Genomic DNA, 15400 nt, shown 5'->3' on the forward strand with positions numbered 1-15400 from the left:
TTTGGGTCCGGCGACATGGTCTGTAAGCCGGGCCTCGACATCGATGACATGGGGGTGCCCGTCGCAGAGGTTCTGCGGCGGGTGGCGGTCGCCTTCCGGTAGGTGTCCATCGACTGGCCCACCGGGGATCGGTACGTTGAAGCCCGGCTCGAAAAGTCGAGGGAATTCTACTCGGGAGAGTTGCTCGAACTCGAATACCAACTTCGCGGTCGGACGGCGTTCGTGGCGGTGGCCGACGACCCGGGTGTGGTGCAATTGCAGTTCTTGATCGTTCGCTTCGCGAACATGCTGGAACTGCACTACGAACCACCGGCTGCCCTCCCCGAAGGCCGGACGCTCGCGAACAAACTGGCGGAGTTGCTGGGGTACGAGTTTCACTCGGTTGAAGAAATCGAGGACGACGCGGACGACGTGGAAGACGAAGAATAAGACCCAACGGAACGAGTCCTCCGACGAGATTCATCATGGCGATCAAAGTTCAGATTCCCACCCCGATGCGCGACCAGTCGGAGGGGCAGGCCGAAGTCACCGTCGTCGGCGACACGGTGCAGGCGGCCCTCGACGACCTCGTCCGGCAGCACCCCGGCCTCGGCACGAAGCTGTTCGACAAGGGGAAGATTCGGCCGTTCGTGAACGTGTTCGTCGGCGAGGAAGACATCCGCTACCTCGACGAGATGGACACGAAGCTGACCGACGGTGCGGTCGTCGCCCTCATCCCCGCGGTGGCCGGTGGCTGACGCACGCCCTGCCGACGAAGCCCCCGACGGGGCGGCCGTCTTCCCGTTGATTCCGCCGGAACTCGGCGTCCACCCGCTGCTGCTAGCGGTGTTGCACGCCTACGTCTTCCTCGAAGGCTCGGAAGAAGTCGTGCTGAACGGGGCCGTCGCCGAGGAGGCGATGCAGTACCTCGTGACGTACCTGCAACGGCTGACCGGGGCCGAGTTGAAGCGGATGCGGGAAGACCTGGCAACCCTCGCGACGTTCGCGAAGTCGGAGAAGTGGCCGAAGCAACAAGTGCGATTCTTGCAAGAGTTCCTGGACGACAACGGAATCCAATAACAGAGCGTAACCGCGACGCGAAGGGGAGCGCGGACGACTGCCGCGGTCCCCTTCGCGTTTCTCATTGAAGAAGATCATGGACAACACCTTCGAACGCTACTCCCGTCAGATGCGCGTCCCCGGTATCGGCAAAGCGGGACAAGAGCGCATCATGAATTCGCGCGTCACGCTCTGCGGCGTCGGCGCGCTCGGCACCGTGCTGGCCAACGCGCTCGTGCGGGCCGGCGTCGGGTTCATCCGCGTCATCGACCGCGACTTCGTCGAGCCGAGCAACCTCCAACGGCAGGTCCTCTTCGACGAGGCCGACGTGACCGGCAACATGCCGAAGGCCGAGGCCGCCGTCAACAAGATGCGGCTGATCAACAGTAGCGTGAAGCTCGAAGCCATCGTCGCGGACATCAACCGCACCAACATCGAGGAGTTCAGCAAGGACGCCGACCTGATCCTCGACGGCACGGACAACTTCGAGGTGCGGTACACGATCAACGACGTAGCCGTGAAGCTCGGCAAGCCGTGGGTGTACGGCGGGGCCGTCGGCACCGAAGGCATGACCATGACGATCATCCCCGGCGAGACGCCGTGCCTGCGGTGCGTGTTCGAGGCCAGCCCCGGCCCCGGCGAAGTCGGCACCTGCGAAACCGCTGGCGTATTGGGGCCGGCCGTCGGCGTGATCGCGAACATGCAGGCGGCGGAAGCGTTGAAGTTGCTCGCGGGCAAGAAAGAGACGATCAACCGCGAACTCGTGATGCTCAACCTGTGGGAGAACACCTACAAGCGGGTGAAGATCGCCCCGCTGGCCGGCCGCAAGGGCAAGTGCCCGTGCTGTGCCCTGAAGCAGTTCGAGTGGCTGGACGGCGACCAGGGCACGCAGACGACGAGTCTGTGCGGCCGCAACGCCGTGCAGGTGACGCAGCGGGCCGGCACGCGGCTCGACTTCGCGCAGCTCGCCAGCCAACTGAAATCGAGCGGCACCGTGACGGCGAACAAGTTCCTGCTGAAGTTCACCGTGACCGACGGCGGCGAGGGGTACGAGTTCACCGTCTTCCCCGACGGCCGGGCGATCATCAAGGGCACCGACGACAGCGACCGGGCACGCACGCTGTACGCGAAGTACATCGGGTATTGACGTTCCGCCTGGCGGATTGGGGTGGGTAAAGTGTCGGTGGAGGATTCGTCATGGCCACGATGTCGTCCACGAGTCGCACGATCCGGCCGGCGAGACCGGCCGATCCAGCAGTGCCACAACCGTTCCGAATCACCGTCGAGCAATACCATCGCATGGGCGAATTGGGGTTCTTCACGGCAAAGCCGCGGTGCGAGTTGATTCGCGGAATCATTGTGGAGAAACTCCTAATGAACCCGCCCCACAAGACCGCCCTCCGCCGGTTGATTGACCTCCTCCGACCTCTAATTCCTGAGGGATACGTTTTTGACTCGCAGGGGCCGATCTCCCTGGCCGACAGTGAACCGGAACCCGACGTTAGTATCACACTCGGCCCGGACGATCGCTATTCGGACCGCCACGCCGGCCCCGACGAAGTGGTCTTGCTCGTCGAGGTCGCGGATTCATCACTTGAGTACGACCGCGGTGAGAAGCTTCAACTGTACGCGGAGGCCGGCATCTCAGTGTATTGGGTGGTCAATCTTCGCGACCGAAGCGTGACGGTTTACACGCGGCCGCGGGGCGGTCGAAATCCTGGCTACCGTAACCGCGTCGATTACACCCCCGGCGCGGCCGTGCCGGTCGTGATCGGCAAGAAGACTATCGGCACCATTCCCGTCACCGAGATTCTCCCGTGATCTACCTCGACAACGCCGCCACGAGTTTCCCGAAGCCGGAGGCGGTCTACGTGGCGATGGACAAGTTCGCCCGCACGACGCTCGCCAACCCGGGGCGGGCCGGGCACAAGATGGCCCTCGCGGCCGAACACGCCCTCGACGACGGCCGCCACCGACTCAATAAGTTCGTCAACGGCAAAGGCCCTGAGCGGTTCATCTTCACGCTGAACTGCACCGACGCCCTCAACATGGCTTTCAAGGGCGTGCTGAACAACGGCGATCACGTTGTGACGACCGACCTCGAACACAACAGCGTCTCGCGGCCGCTCGTCGCGATGGCCGAAGCCGGCTTCATCACGCTCACGCGCGTCGCCTCCGACGGCGGCGGCACGATCGACCCGGACGCCATCGCGAAGGCGATCACGCCGAAGACGAAGCTCGTGGCCGTCACACACGCCAGCAATGTCATCGGCACGGTGCAACCCGTCGGCGAGATCGGCCGCATCTGCCGTGAGCGGGACGTGATCTTCCTGGTGGACGCGGCCCAGACGATCGGCGTTGTGCCGATCGACGTGCAGGCCATGCACATCGACCTGCTCGCGTTCCCCGGCCACAAGTGCCTGTTCGGGCCGACCGGCACCGGGGCGCTCTACGTCGCGCCGCGGGTCGTCGTGAAGCCGTGGCGGGAGGGCGGCACCGGCGGCGACTCGTCTACGCCGACGCAGCCGAAGGACTTCCCGTATTACCTCGAAGGCGGCACGCCGAACGTCCTCGGTGTCGTCGGCATGGTCGCCGGCCTCGACTTCGTCGAAGCGGAGACGCCGGAGAAGTTGCGGGCGCACGAGGTCGAACTGTGCGACCGGCTGTACCAACAACTGGAGGGGTCGGCCCTGACGTTCGTCGGCCACCGCGATTCGGCCCGCAAGGTCGGCACGCTCAGCTTCTTCAGCGAGTTGATCCCGGCCCCGGAGATCGGCGGCATTCTCGATCAAGCCTTCGACATCGCCATCCGCCCCGGCCTGCACTGTGCGCCGTACGTCCACCGGGCCGTCGGCAGCTTCCCCGACGGGTTGGTCCGCGTCAGCCCCGGCCCGTTCAGCACGGCCGCGGACATCGACACGCTCGCGAGCGCGTTGAAAGAAATCACGGCGATGTAGTTGGCGGTGCCATCAGTAAGCCCGCGACGGCGGCGTTAACCAGCGTCGCGAGGTAGCCGATGAACAGCGCTTTCATCCCGAGGCGGGCGAGGTCGCCGCGGCGGTTCTCGGCCATCGCCCCAATGCCGCCGAGTTGGATGCCGATGGACGAGAAGTTCGCGAAGCCCGTCAGGGCGTAGACAGCCAAGAGCCGGGACCGTTCGCCGAGCGGGTCGTGGGCCGTCCAGTCCTTGAGCGTCAGATAGGCGACGTGCTCGTTGGCGGCGAGCTTGATCCCGAGCAGCGTGCCGACTCGTCGCGAGTCGTCCGGGTCCACGCCGATCAGCACCGCGACCGGGGCGAACAACCAGCCGAAGATCATCTGCAAACTCAGCTTGTCCGGTATCCACTCCAACCGATCCGCACTCAGGCCGACTCCGATCAGCGTCGGCTTGATGCTTCCGAGAATCACATCGAACAGGGCGATGAACGCGAGGAAGCCGATCAGCATGGCGGCCACGTTCAGCGCGAGCATCAGGCCGTCTTTCACGCCGCCGGCGGCCGCGTCGATGGCGTTCGCGTGAACCTTCGGCACCACGACGGTCGCGTTCCCCATCGTCTCGGGCGTCTCGGTTTCGGGCAGTACTAGTTTCGTCAGGTAGAGGCTGCACGGGCAGGCCATCACGCACGTACAGAGGATCGAGACGGGGTCGGCCCCGTAGCTGATGTACACGGCCATCATGCCGCCGGAGATGTGGGCCATGCCGCTGGCCATGAGCGCGAGCAGTTCCGACTGCGTCATCTTCGGTACGAACGGCTTCACGATCAGCGGCGCTTCCGTCTGGCCCATGAAGACGTTCGCCGACACCGACAGTGTCTCCGCCCCGCTCGTGCCCATCAAGTACATCATGACGCGGGCGAACAGTTTCACGAGCAGTTGCAAGACGCCGAAGTAGTAGAGCACGCTGAAGAACGACGAGATGAAGATGATCGGCGGCAGCGCGCGGAACGCGAAGTGGAACGGGATGGCCCCGGTATTTCGCTGCTGGGTGACGAACGCCCCCGGACCGCCGAGGACGGCCCCGACTTCGTTCGTCAGCGGCCCGCGAACCTTCGCCAGGTCGCCGAAGACGAACTCGGCTCCCTTGTCCGAACACTCGACCAACTTCTTGATCCCGCCGCCGACCCACTCGAACCCGGTCTTCACCCACTCGACGTGCAGGACCGAGTACGCAAGCAAGAACTGCAACAGAATGCCCGTGACGATGGTGCGGGCGTTGACGTTCCGCAGGTTCTGCGAGCACCCGGCGGCGAGGGCCAGGAACGCACCCAGGCCGCAGACGGCCTGCCCCCGTGGGCCGAGGCTCGCACTACCAAACGAAGCCGTCGCTGTGAGGCCGGCGACGAGGCCGAAAAGACCCAATCGCCACGCGAGCGGGGTAGGGGCGGTGGACATGAGCGGTACCCGAAGGCCGGAAGTGAGAGGTTGGGTACAGGGTATGGGTTCGACCGGCGAGCGTCCCGATTGGCGGGCGTTCGACACGGCTGATCGGTCTGTAAGATAGCCGGCGTCGTGATGCTCACACCTCGGCCCGATCCGGAGACGCCATGACGCGGCCCGACTCTTCCTCCATTCTCGACCGACGGTTACTCCTGGCCACGGCTGCAGCCGTCCTCGTGCCCCGCTTCGGCTTCGCCCGCCCCGACGCCGTGCCCCAATGGCAGACCGACGCCCTCGCGTACCTCGCCGGGCTGGTCCGGGCGGACGGCGGGTACGCCTGGGACGGCGCGCCGTACTCCCACCTCACGCCGACGTTCGCGGTCGTTGGCACGTTCCACGTTCTGAAACAACCGCCGCCGAAGACGGAAGCGTTGACCAAGTTCGTCCGCGAGCGGCACCCGTTCCACTTGAAGAAACTGGAGCGGCCGTTGCGGGGGTTCGACCTGCAACAGATTCAAGCCCTCGTCTGGCTCGGGGAAGACGTGTCGGCCTTCCGCGACACCGTTCGCTCGTGGGCGAAGCCGACGGTTTACCCGAAGCAGTACGAGCAGAACGGGCAGCCGGTCTTTCGGTTCGAGGCGGCCGCGTTCCTCGCCCGGAAGTTGGTGGGGCTTCCGCTCGACGACCTCTCCCCGGCCTACGTCGGCTACCTGAACGACCGTCGCCGGCCGGATGGGAGCTTCAACACCACCCCGGCGGCGGACCAGAGTGCCGGGCACGTCGTCAACACGCTGTTCGGCCTCGAAGCCCTTCGAGCGTTGGGCCGCGAAGGAGAACTGAAAGACAAGGCGGTGGAGTGGCTCCGCGCGTGCCAACGGCCCTCTGGCGGGTTCACCTACCAGCCGAAGCCGGAGTTCGCCGGCATCGACCGGTCCACGTACACGCACGCCGCCGTGCGGGCGCTGGCCCTCCTCGGGGCCGCCCCGGCCGACAAGGCCGCCTGCGTTCGCTACGTTCACTCGCTGCGGAACGCGGACGGCGGCTTCGGCGACCGCCCCGGCTGGGCAAGCAACCCGATGGCGACCTACGAGGCGGTGGACGCGCTCGCCGCCCTCGGGGCGTTGGACGAACCCCCGTCCGCGGCGAAAGCCCTGCCCGCGGAACCTGCGTTGCCCGCCGGACTGAAGGCGTTCACCATCCAGATCGAGGCGCACGGGCAGGGCAGTCCGGCGGAGGCGGTCGACCTCGCCCGCGGGTTGCGCATCCACCTGTGGGGGGCGAAGAACGCCAAGCCCGAGTGGATCGCCTGCGCCCAAGCGATTGCCGACCGCGACAAGGTGCCGGTCAAGTTCTTCCCCGCCGACGAGGAGTACGGCACCTGGGTGAGCGTGCCGGGGCTGGGGACGTACAGCCACACGAGCGATGTTGTCGCGCCGCCGGGGGCCGACTTCGGCAAGCCGCTGATGAACGCCGGGGTGGTGAAGTGGCCGGAGTTCCGCAACCGTCGGCTGGCACCGCTTCAGAAGGCGAACGGGGCACTGGTCTGGCAGTTCGGCGAAAGCGAGGAACTGACCCGCGTGTTCCTCGACGACTCCGTGGAACGGGGCGGGTTCGCGGCCATCAGCACGTTCCACTTCGGCAACCCCGACTTCACCAACAGTGAACCGTTCCTCTACCGCTACCGGGGCCGTATCCCGTTCGTCGGCCTTCAGGACGCGCACGGGGCCGAGCCGTGGTGGTTCGCGGACATGACGACCGGCTTCCGCACGCTCTTTCTCGCGAAGGAGCCGACGTGGGAAGGTTGGACGGAAGCCCTCCGGCGAAACTGGGTGGGGGCTGTCCGCCGGGACGCGGTCAGCCGGAACGAACTCTGGATGCACACCGGCTCAACGGCCGTGCGGGACGCCTTCGTCGCTCAAGAGAAAGAGTGGCGGTGGTGGAACGGCGGAGCAGCCGAACGGCCGATGGTGTCCGTTGTTGTTCTGCGGCCGGACGACCTGTTCGAAGTGGGCCGCCCGGAGAAGGGGCTGGCCGTCCGCGTCCGGTGCGCCTGGGAGAACACCGCGCAAGGGCTGGCGAAGAAGCCGCTCGTCGCGTTGGTGAAGTTGGTGGTTGACGGCAAGGAAGTGTCGGCCGAACTCGTGGCGAAAAAGAACCCGACGGGGACGGCCCACCTCGACCACTACCACCTGCTTTCCCTTCCCAAACTCGCGGCCGGCAAGCACACCGTGTCGGCCACCGTGCGGGCGGTGGGCACCGGGGCTGAATCTTCGCGGACCGTGGAATTCACGGTGGACTTGTGACGTGACACGGAGCACCGGATGGACGTTTTGACGATTCGCCCGCTCGATCTCGAAGCCCGCCGGCAGAAGGGCGAGCGGGTCGAGATGATCGACGTGCGGACGCCGGTCGAGTATCGCGAAGTCCACTGCCCGCTGGCTCGCAACGTGCCCCTGGCCGGCCTCGACCCCGCGGCCGTGATGGGCGGGCGGGCCGGCGCGGTCGGCGAGCCACTGTACGTCATCTGTCGCACCGGCGGGCGGGGTCAGCAGGCGTGCGAAAAATTTCGGGCGGCGGGCTACGCGAATGTCGTCAACGTCGAGGGCGGCACCCTCGCCTGGGCCGCGTCCGGACTGCCGGTCAACCGCGGGAAGGCTGGCGTGTCCCTCGAACGGCAGGTGCGTATCGCTGCCGGCTCGCTGGTTCTGACTGGCGTGGCGCTCGCGGCAGTGGTCCACCCCTACCTGCTTGGCCTGTCGGCGTTCGTCGGGGCCGGTCTGGTCTTCTCCGGCATCACCGACACGTGCGGCATGGGGTTGGTTCTCGCGAGGATGCCGTGGAACCGGGCGTCCACCCCAGCGTGCGAGACGGCCGCGAACCCGAGTTAGAATTCCAATCTTTCACCCGACGAACACGCCGCCGGTGAAGCCGGGGAAGGGATCGACCGCCACGGCGACGGGGTTCGGCCCGGCCGTGAGGGCCGCGCGGTCGTAGAGTCGCACCCGCCCGCCGCCGGTGCCATCGCCGACGACGAGATCCGCGAACGGGTCGCCGTCGAGGTCTTTGACCGCTACGCGGACACCGCCGCGTGCGGTCGCATCCCCGGCGAAGAAGTCCGGCCCGCGGACGAGTTGGTTCTGCCGCAGGCGCACCCCGTCCAGCACCGACACCCGCGGCCCGCCGCCCGGCCCGGCCCCGACGACGAGGTCCGGGACGCCGTCCCCGCTCACGTCGCCGACCGCGACGTAGACGCCGTTGCGGAGAGTCGCCTCGAACGCGAAGAAGTCGCCGAACACTTTCGCCCGCGTCGCCCCGGCCCCCAACGACCGGCCGCTGAAGCCGGCGACCCGCGGGCCGCCGCCGAAGCCGGCCGCGACGATCAGATCGCCGACGCCGTCGCCGTCGAGATCGCCCACCGTAGCCCGCGCCCCGCCCCGGAAGGCCGGGTCGTCGATCCCGAAGAAATCATCGACGGCGGCGAAGCCGTTCCCGTTCAACACGCGCACCCGCGGTCCGCCCCCTTCATCCGGCGTGACGACCAGTTCCGGCACGCCGTCGCCGGTCAGATCGCCAGCCGCCACGAACACGCCGCCGGTGAACGACGCCTCGAACGGGGCGAAGTCGAACAGGGCGTGGCCCGCGTTCGCCCCGTCGAGGACGACGACCCGCGTGGCGATCCCCGGCCCGGTCCCGGTCACGAGGTCGCCCACGCCGTCCCCGTTGAAGTCCGCGACCGCGACCCGCACGCCGCCGGAGAACGCCCCGAACGGCTGGACCGTGTACGCCGCGGTTCCGTCGGCACCGTACAGGGTCGCGCTCCCGCCGCCGACATCGCTTCCGGCGGCGTACCCGCTGCCGGCCGGGGTGGCCCAGATGCCCGTGATCGCCGCGGTGGTGGCACTCGCGCCGGCGTACGGCAGGTCGTAGAAGTCTTCGACCGTCCGCAGGACGCCGAAGTGATCGACGCGGCCCTCGTACTGGCCTTGCCGCACCGGCCCGCCGACGACGACCGTGAAGATTTGGTTCCCCTCGGCCGAGTCGTCCTCGTCGAACGTCACCACGAGGAGGCTGTTGTGGGTGACGGCCCAATCGGCGTACTCGCCGAGGTTGTCCCGCAGCCACACGTCGGCCTGGGCCACCGTGCCGTCGTGCATATCGTGGGCCTGGTTGGGCACCACGAAGGCGACGGTGGGAAGGTTCGCGTAGTCGGTCGGGAACGCGGTGAACGGCTGGTTCGTCTCGGCCGCGAGGCCGTTCGAACTACTGCCCTGCCAGTCCGACCAGGGGTTGTGCTTCCGCCAGTACGCGCCCGTCCCCAGGCCGTCGCTGCCGCCCGTGTGAGCGATGAGCGATCCGACGGCGGGCAGGTCTTCCGAGTACCCGACGAACGTCTTCCCGGCGGCGATCAGACTCGCCCCGAGGTTGGGCGTGACGAACTGAGCGGCGGGTACTGCGTCGTCTCGGGTGCCTTGGTTCGACCCCGAGAACAGGTCGAGGTAGTTCGGCTGGCTCGGGTGCTCGACGGCGAACGACTGTGTGAGAAGGGCGGCGTGCGGCCCGTCGGCCAGGGCGTTGAAATAGGCCGCGTCCGGGTTGCCCCGAATCTGGTCGAAGCCGTGGTTCTCTTCGACCACGATGACGACGTGGTCCGGCACCGGTAGCCCCCCGCGTGGGAGCACCCGCGGGTCGAGTTCTTCCAGGTGCATCATTGCGGGACGAAGGAGTCTCATGGTGTCCCACTCCCCGAGGGGCACGCTCCATGTTAACGGGCCGAGCCGGCCCTGCCAAAGGAAATGGCGACCCGCGTGCGGCTTCGGGGACGAGACTAATCGATCAGCCCGTACAGCGGGCCGCCCCGCGCGGCGAGTTCGTCCACGCGCTTCGTGACGGCCGGGTCTTCCACCAGCGGTGGGGCCATGTGCGGCTTCACGCGGGCGTCGATCACCAGCGGACCGCGACAGCCGAAGTGCTTCTGGTGCGAGAAGCCGTTCACGCCGAGGACGTCCGCGGCCGGGTTCGATCGGGTGAACGTCACCCAGAGAAAATTCGCCAGCGATTGCGCCACGAACGGGGCCGAATCGACCAGCACGATCAGCGGGAACCCGATGACTCGGTCCGGCCGTTCGCCGAGGCGGTCACAGAGTTGCACGAAGTGCGGCTCGTACTCCGCCCCTGCCGGCACGCCATCGTGCTTCGGGCCGCTGACCGCGAGGACGCCGGGCACCACCACCGCCGCCCCGGTCAGCCCCGACGGCACCTCCGTCGCGAGCGTGCGCCGCTTCGGTCCGGCCGCGGCGATCACCAACTTCGACCCGGCGTTCAACCCCTGCCCGGCCGAGTAGTCGAGCGTGTCGATCGTTGTCCGCGTCTGGAAGTGCAAGTCGTCGGCCCAGTTCACCCGTTCGAGCAAGTGCCGTAGAAACCCGGCGATGTCGTGAACGTCCAGGTCGGGTGCGTCTTCCTTCGCCACGATGAGCAGGTACTTCGCCAGCGACAACTGCCCCTGCCCGAGGATCGCGTTCGCCAGCGTCAGCAACTCTTGCGGTTTGCGCTCGGCCGCGTAGGGGACGTATCGCTCGCTGCCGATGGCGAGCAGCAACGGGTGGACGCCGGCTTCATCGACAGCGTGGACGGCGTTCACGCCGGGCAGTGCGGCCGGAATGGCGGGGCCGGTCAAGTCGTGGATGAACTCACCGAACGACGTGTCTTCCTGCGGCGGCCGACCGACGACGGTGAACGGCCAGATCGCCCCCGGCCGGTGGTAGACGCGCTCGACCGTCATCACCGGGAAGTCGTGTTTCAAACTGTAGTAGCCGAGGTGATCGCCGAACGGGCCTTCCGGTTTCGTTCGCGTCGGGTCGATGAACCCCGAGATGACAAAGTCGGCTTCGGCCGGCATCGCCAGCCCGTTCGCGGCCGTCACCAACCCGACGCGCCGGCCGCCGAGGACGCCGGCGAACGCGAGTTCGGGCAAGCCCTCCGGCAGCGGCATCACGGCCGACAGCGTGAGGGCTGGCGGGCCGCCGACGATCACATTCACCGGCAACCGCTCGCCGCGCCGCACGGCCGCCGCATGATGGACGCCGATGCCGCGGTGAATCTGGTAGTGCAACCCGCACTCGCGATCCGGCTCGTAATCGTTGCCGCCGAGTTGCACACGATACATGCCGAGGTTCGACTTCATCCACCCGCGGCGATCAGGGTGCTCCGTGTACACCGCTGGCAGCGTGATGAACGCTCCGCCGTCGAGCGGCCAACTCTGAATCTGTGGGAGCGCGGAGAGCGTGGTGGTGTGTTTTAAGATCGGGCCACGACTTTGATGCCGTGGCCACATGCGATGGAAGAGCAGGGGAAGGTTCGTATATCGCCACACTCGTTTGAGTGCCTTTCCGCCGTCGGATTTGAGTTCCACAAGTTTGCGAACATTTGAGATGTCGTGCTGAAAAAGGAAACGCACGCGGTCCGTTGTGCCGAAAAGATTCGCGAGTATGGGGAACTGCCCCCCGACCGGATGCTCAAAAAGAACGGCCGGCGCCCGCCGGCGGTAGAGGCGGCGTTGAATCTCGGCGACTTCCAACTGCGTTCGAATTCCGTGCGACACGCGAACGAGTTGCCCGGTCCGTTCGAGATCCCGAACGGCTTCGCTCAGATTCTGGTGAGCCATCAGCGTGTCGCTCGTGTGAATTCAAGGGTGTTCGACGAGTGATGAAAGAACCGTGAGGAATGATCGCGAGTAACGCGCCCCTCGGTCGCCAGGGTCGAGCGTTCAGACGAGGGAAATAATTCAAGGGCAAATGCCGGATTGGGGACACCCAGGTCGGTATTGGCATTCTATGGTTCGGGCGTGTTGGCAGTCGCCCAACGGCTTCGCCAGGTGCCGAACCCAGTGCGTCACGGACAGGTGCGAGACCCGCAAAACTTGATGCTCTTTCATCCGCCGAAGCCGAGTTACCCGCTCGCCGAGTTGATTGGACTCGCGGTCGCCGCCTTCGCGCTCCCCCTCTTGCAATCGATCTTCCCCATTACGCTCGGCCCGGTGTGGCTGTTGGCCGGAGCCTACGGCGTGCCGTTCGTGGCCGGGGTAATCCAGGGCTACCGCGGCACGCTGGCCTTCGCCGTCGGGTCGTGCGCCGCGTGGGTGCTCCTCGGCCCGACCCCGGAGGCGGCGGTGGCCTATGGGGCCGCCGTGGTCGAAGCATTTGCCGTCGCGGCCTTCTGCCGGCGAGGGCTCCCGTTCTTTCCCAGCCTGGCCCAACCGCGGCACGTGCTGGCCTTTATCGTCCTCGCGACTCTTGCCGCTACGATCCGCGGCCTTGCCGCCACTGCCGGTGCTGTCCTGCTCGACGGTTTGCAGGGGCAACCCGGCCTCGGCGTTTCGGCCGTCGAATGGCTGACGATTTTCCTGATGGCCCCGGCCGCGCTGGTCTGGCTGCGCGGCCCCGCACTCGACCGGACGAACCACAACCGAATTGGCGAAGCGGTCGCCCTGGTCGTCTTCATCTCGGTGGTGACGTGGGCCTGCTTCGGCGGCCACGAGAACGCCCGCGACTTGAATCTCCCGATGCCCATGCTGGCCCTCCTGCTCGGGCTGGGGAACTGGCTCGCGTTCCGCTTCTACGTCCGCGGCATGGCCAGCATCTTCGTCATCGTCGGCGGCCTCTTCACCCTCAGTGCGGCCCAGCGCGGGTCGTTCGCCCCGGTCATCCCGCTGGACGCCCCACCCGGCGAGCAGATGCTGTGGCTGGCGGGCGTCACGGTCGTGCTGGCGTTCCAACTGGTGATCGCGGCCGTGGCGAAAGACTACGCCGTCCGCGACGCCGACCGCGAACGGTACATCCTGGCGGCCCACAAGCACGCCGAGCGGTTGAACGAAGTGAACGCCCGGCTCTCGCGGGTGGCCGGTGAACTGTCCGAGAAACAGGATCGCCTCCAACTGCTGGAATCGGCCGTCGTCCACGCCCGCGACGCGATCGTCGTTTTGGAAGGCACGCCGCAGCCGAACCGCGGGCGGAGCGTTCTGTACGTCAACGACGCCTTCACGCAGATCATGGGCTACCCGGCTGACGAAGTGATCGGCCGGTCGCTGCACTTCCTGCGCGGGGCGGACACCGACTCCGTAACGCTGGAACACCTTCGCGTCGCGCTCGACGAGTGCCGGCCGTTCAACTGCGAACTCTTGAACTACCGCCGGGACGGTCAGAGCGTCTGGATGAGTATCGGCATCGTGCCGGTGAAGGACGCGGCCGGCGGGTGCTCGCACTTCGTGATGATCCAGCGGGACATCACCGACCGCAAGCGGACCGAGGAAGCCCTTCAGGCCAGCGAGGCGAAGTTCCGCGGCATCTTCGAGACGGCCAGCGCCGGCGTCTCGCTGACCGACGAGCGCGGGAACTTCGTCGCGTGCAACCGCGCGTTCGCGGCCCTGTTGGGCCGGCCCGTGGAACAGATCATCGGCCACCGGGCGGGCGAGTTCACCCACCCGGACGACTGGGCGAACCAGCAGGAACTCAACGCCGAGATGCGGGAAGGCCACTGCGACAGCTACCAGCTTCGCAAGCGGTACGTGAAGCCCGACGGTGGCACGACCTGGACGGAACTCTCCTTCGCCGCCGTCCGCGGCCCCGGCGGGGAGTACCAGGCCGGCCTCGGCGTATCGGTGGACGTGAGCGCGCGGATGACGCTGGAAGAACAACTCCGGCAGTCGCAAAAGATGGAAGCCCTCGGCCAACTGGCCGGCGGCGTGGCCCACGACTTCAACAACCTGCTCACGGCCATTCTCGGCAACCTGGCCCTCGTGCAGTTGCCCGTCGACGACCCCGCGCGGCCGATGCTCCAGACCGTGGAAGCGGCGGCCAGCCGGGCCTCCGACCTGACCCGCAAGATGCTCAGTTACGCCCGCCGCAACCACCTGCACGTGGCCTTCGTGAACCCGTCCGCGATCATCGGCGAAGTCGTGGACATCCTCCGCCGCACGATCGACCCGCGGATCGAGATTCGCACCGACATCCGGGCCAACGACGCCGTGTCCATGGACTCGACGCTGATCTACCAGGCGCTGTTCAACCTCTGCCTGAACGCCCGCGACGCGATGCCGCAGGGCGGGCGGCTCACGCTGGAGGCCGACCGCGTCGAACTCCTTGACGGCCACCCGCACCCCGACGCCCGCCCCGGAACGTACATCCGCCTGGCCGTCGCCGACACCGGCGGGGGCATGACGGACGCCGTGAAGAACCGCCTGTTCGAGCCGTTCTTCACGACCAAGAGCGTCGGCCGCGGCACCGGCCTCGGTCTGCCGATGGTCCACGGCATCTTGAAGCAGCACAGCGGGTGGGTGTCGTTCGAATCGGAACTCGGCCGCGGCACGCGGTTCGAACTGTACCTGCCGCTGAGCCAGGAGACGACGACCCCGCTCCCGCCGCCCCGCGTGGAGCCGGCCCCGACGTGCGACGTGAGCACCCCGCCGCCGACGAAGGCCGACGGGGCGACGATTCTGTTGGTGGACGACGAGGAGATGATCCGCTCCCTCGGCCGGGCGATCCTGGAATCGCACAACTACAAGGTGTACGAGGCGGTGGACGGCGTGGACGCGGTCGAGACGTACGCCCGCCTGCAATCGGAGATCGACCTCGTCCTGATGGACGTGACGATGCCGCGGCTGTCCGGCCGCGACGCCTACGATCAAATCGTGGCGATGAACCCGTCGGCGAAGGTGCTGCTCTCCAGCGGCTACTCGACGGAAGACCTGTCCGAGATCGAAAGCACGCTCGGCCTGCTGTCGAAGCCGTACCTGCCGAAGGACTTGCTGAAGGCCGTCTACCGCGTCCTCAGCGACATGCCGGTGTCGGTCGGGGCGGAGTAGCCGATCAATTCTTGATCGTCCATGATGGTCCTGTTAGACTCGGAGCGATTCACCCGGCACCTGACGGTGATCGCCTTCGTCTTGGCGAGCCGAGCACCGTCAGGTGCCGGGTGTCCCGCGCGGGGA

At 67.0% G+C, this 15400-nt stretch carries 12 protein-coding genes; 9 read left to right on the forward strand and 3 right to left on the reverse strand.

Features of this window, described 5'->3' with window-relative positions:
* The first annotated feature begins 102 nt into the window (after positions 1-102).
* From PX52LOC_RS12635 to PX52LOC_RS12660, 6 genes are all read left to right on the forward strand, one after another.
* The gene (locus tag PX52LOC_RS12635; RefSeq protein ID WP_149110432.1) at positions 103-429 is read left to right on the forward strand and encodes a hypothetical protein; all 327 of its coding nucleotides are present in this window, start codon (positions 103-105) and stop codon (positions 427-429) included.
* Between the two features lie 35 nt (positions 430-464).
* Positions 465-737 (forward strand): MoaD/ThiS family protein, encoded by a 273-nt coding sequence (locus tag PX52LOC_RS12640; RefSeq protein WP_149110433.1) that lies wholly within the window; start codon positions 465-467, stop codon positions 735-737.
* Positions 730-1059: a hypothetical protein gene (locus tag PX52LOC_RS12645; RefSeq protein ID WP_149110434.1), complete on the forward strand. Its 330-nt coding sequence runs from the start codon at positions 730-732 to the stop codon at positions 1057-1059. The genes PX52LOC_RS12640 and PX52LOC_RS12645 overlap by 8 nt, the downstream gene beginning before the upstream one ends.
* 76 nt (positions 1060-1135) lie before the next feature.
* Positions 1136-2185, forward strand: a complete 1050-nt coding sequence (locus PX52LOC_RS12650) for a ThiF family adenylyltransferase (protein ID WP_149110435.1) — start codon at positions 1136-1138, stop codon at positions 2183-2185.
* A 50-nt stretch (positions 2186-2235) separates the two neighbouring features.
* Positions 2236-2859, forward strand: a complete 624-nt coding sequence (locus PX52LOC_RS12655; protein WP_149110436.1) for a Uma2 family endonuclease — start codon at positions 2236-2238, stop codon at positions 2857-2859.
* Positions 2856-3995: an aminotransferase class V-fold PLP-dependent enzyme gene (locus tag PX52LOC_RS12660; protein WP_149110437.1), complete on the forward strand. Its 1140-nt coding sequence runs from the start codon at positions 2856-2858 to the stop codon at positions 3993-3995. Before PX52LOC_RS12655 ends, PX52LOC_RS12660 begins: the two co-directional genes overlap by 4 nt.
* Here the strand turns inward: PX52LOC_RS12660 and PX52LOC_RS12665 are convergent.
* Positions 3982-5430 carry a NupC/NupG family nucleoside CNT transporter gene (locus PX52LOC_RS12665; protein WP_149110438.1) on the reverse strand — a complete coding sequence of 483 codons (1449 nt, stop codon included), beginning with the start codon at positions 5428-5430 and terminating at the stop codon, positions 3982-3984. The two genes, PX52LOC_RS12660 and PX52LOC_RS12665, sit on opposite strands and share 14 nt — an antisense overlap.
* 152 nt (positions 5431-5582) lie before the next feature.
* On the opposite strand from PX52LOC_RS12665, the gene PX52LOC_RS12670 reads away from it, so the two are divergent.
* Entirely contained in the window at positions 5583-7718 is a 2136-nt protein-coding gene (locus PX52LOC_RS12670) for a prenyltransferase/squalene oxidase repeat-containing protein (protein ID WP_149110439.1), read from the forward strand.
* 18 nt (positions 7719-7736) lie between these two features.
* The gene (locus PX52LOC_RS12675; RefSeq protein WP_149110440.1) at positions 7737-8303 is read left to right on the forward strand and encodes a rhodanese-like domain-containing protein; all 567 of its coding nucleotides are present in this window, start codon (positions 7737-7739) and stop codon (positions 8301-8303) included.
* A 12-nt stretch (positions 8304-8315) separates the two neighbouring features.
* On the opposite strand, the gene PX52LOC_RS12680 is transcribed toward PX52LOC_RS12675, so the two are convergent.
* A complete protein-coding gene (locus PX52LOC_RS12680) occupies positions 8316-10145 on the reverse strand; it encodes an alkaline phosphatase family protein (protein WP_149110441.1) in 1830 nt (609 codons plus the stop codon).
* A gap of 95 nt (positions 10146-10240) precedes the next feature.
* Positions 10241-12079: a UbiD family decarboxylase gene (locus PX52LOC_RS12685; protein WP_149110442.1), complete on the reverse strand. Its 1839-nt coding sequence runs from the start codon at positions 12077-12079 to the stop codon at positions 10241-10243.
* A 258-nt stretch (positions 12080-12337) separates the two neighbouring features.
* Here PX52LOC_RS12685 and PX52LOC_RS12690 point away from each other — a divergent pair, with 258 nt between their 5' ends.
* A complete protein-coding gene (locus tag PX52LOC_RS12690) occupies positions 12338-15274 on the forward strand; it encodes a PAS domain S-box protein (protein WP_149110443.1) in 2937 nt (978 codons plus the stop codon).
* The last annotated feature ends 126 nt before the right edge of the window (positions 15275-15400 follow it).

Origin of the sequence: Limnoglobus roseus, from assembly GCF_008254045.1 — a bacterium.
Taxonomy (GTDB): domain Bacteria; phylum Planctomycetota; class Planctomycetia; order Gemmatales; family Gemmataceae; genus Limnoglobus; species Limnoglobus roseus.

What these genes read in the sequence shown, in the direction of transcription:
- PX52LOC_RS12640 (WP_149110433.1), top strand. Translation starts at nt 465, where the DNA reads ATGGCGATCAAAGTTCAGATTCCCACCCCGATGCGCGACCAGTCGGAG.
- PX52LOC_RS12650 (WP_149110435.1), top strand. Translation starts at nt 1,136, where the DNA reads ATGGACAACACCTTCGAACGCTACTCCCGTCAGATGCGCGTCCCCGGT.
- PX52LOC_RS12655 (WP_149110436.1), top strand. Translation starts at nt 2,236, where the DNA reads ATGGCCACGATGTCGTCCACGAGTCGCACGATCCGGCCGGCGAGACCG.
- PX52LOC_RS12665 (WP_149110438.1), bottom strand. Translation starts at nt 5,430, where the DNA reads ATGTCCACCGCCCCTACCCCGCTCGCGTGGCGATTGGGTCTTTTCGGC.
- PX52LOC_RS12670 (WP_149110439.1), top strand. Translation starts at nt 5,583, where the DNA reads ATGACGCGGCCCGACTCTTCCTCCATTCTCGACCGACGGTTACTCCTG.
- PX52LOC_RS12675 (WP_149110440.1), top strand. Translation starts at nt 7,737, where the DNA reads ATGGACGTTTTGACGATTCGCCCGCTCGATCTCGAAGCCCGCCGGCAG.
- PX52LOC_RS12680 (WP_149110441.1), bottom strand. Translation starts at nt 10,145, where the DNA reads ATGAGACTCCTTCGTCCCGCAATGATGCACCTGGAAGAACTCGACCCG.
- PX52LOC_RS12685 (WP_149110442.1), bottom strand. Translation starts at nt 12,079, where the DNA reads ATGGCTCACCAGAATCTGAGCGAAGCCGTTCGGGATCTCGAACGGACC.
- PX52LOC_RS12690 (WP_149110443.1), top strand. Translation starts at nt 12,338, where the DNA reads ATGCTCTTTCATCCGCCGAAGCCGAGTTACCCGCTCGCCGAGTTGATT.